This is a genomic window from Oleiphilus sp. HI0043 (assembly GCF_001634935.1).
The window spans coordinates 1-774 of sequence record NZ_LWEY01000030.1 but is presented as its reverse complement, the minus strand read 5'-3'; the positions used below and the strand labels follow the sequence as shown (position 1 = coordinate 774).

General features: G+C 42.0%; 1 protein-coding gene. It reads left to right on the top strand.

Annotation, left to right across the window (positions count from 1 at the left end; genetic code table 11):
* Nucleotides 1-399: 399 nt before the first annotated feature.
* A complete protein-coding gene (locus A3729_RS01050; RefSeq protein ID WP_197470243.1) occupies nucleotides 400-717 on the top strand; it encodes a cytochrome c in 318 nt (105 codons plus the stop codon).
* Nucleotides 718-774: the final 57 nt, after the last annotated feature.

Genomic DNA, 774 nt, shown 5'->3' with positions numbered 1-774 from the left:
TAGCTAAGATTTTGCTTTGTATATAAATTACTTAAAAGCTATTGCAAATTTGTGACATTATTTGGCTGTATTGGCCCAGGATGGTGAATGCTTAGGCAAAAAAAAGCCCCGGAAAACCGAGGCATAACAAGTTACCACACTTGATTAAAACGAGCGATCAAGACTAATACTTGACGCTATAGGTTCAATATAACGTACTTGATAGCAATACCAGTTGACTCAGGTCAAGTAAGCCGGAAACCGGGTAGAGATAGCTTCGTGCTATGTAATAAGATGCTGTTGTGCCGCTGAAGTCTCATGACAAATATTGTCCCTTGAGCTAAGCTATGTGCATTACGCTGATAATACGATGGATTGTCGGATTAAGGTAAAACCTTGGTAAAAATAGAGAGAGAAATAATGATGAGAAAGCTAGTTACATCGGTTTTGGTAGCGGGTTCACTTGCAGTAAGTGGAAGTGTTGTAGCAGGTGATGCTGCTGCGGGTAAAGCTAAATCAGCAGTATGTGCAGCCTGTCATGGTGCTGCCGGTATTGCAGCTATTCCAACTTACCCTAATTTGGCAGGACAAAACGAAGCTTATTTGGTGAGCTCACTGAAAGCTTATAAAACCAAGCAGCGTAACGGTGGTATGGCGGCAATCATGCAGGGCCAGGCAGCTGCATTGAGTGACGCTGATATTGATAATTTAGCGGCTTACTACGCTTCTTTAAAATAGTCTTGTTTGTTCCTCAGGCCATTTAGTTAACTTGTAGGTAGCTGGGAAACCATACTC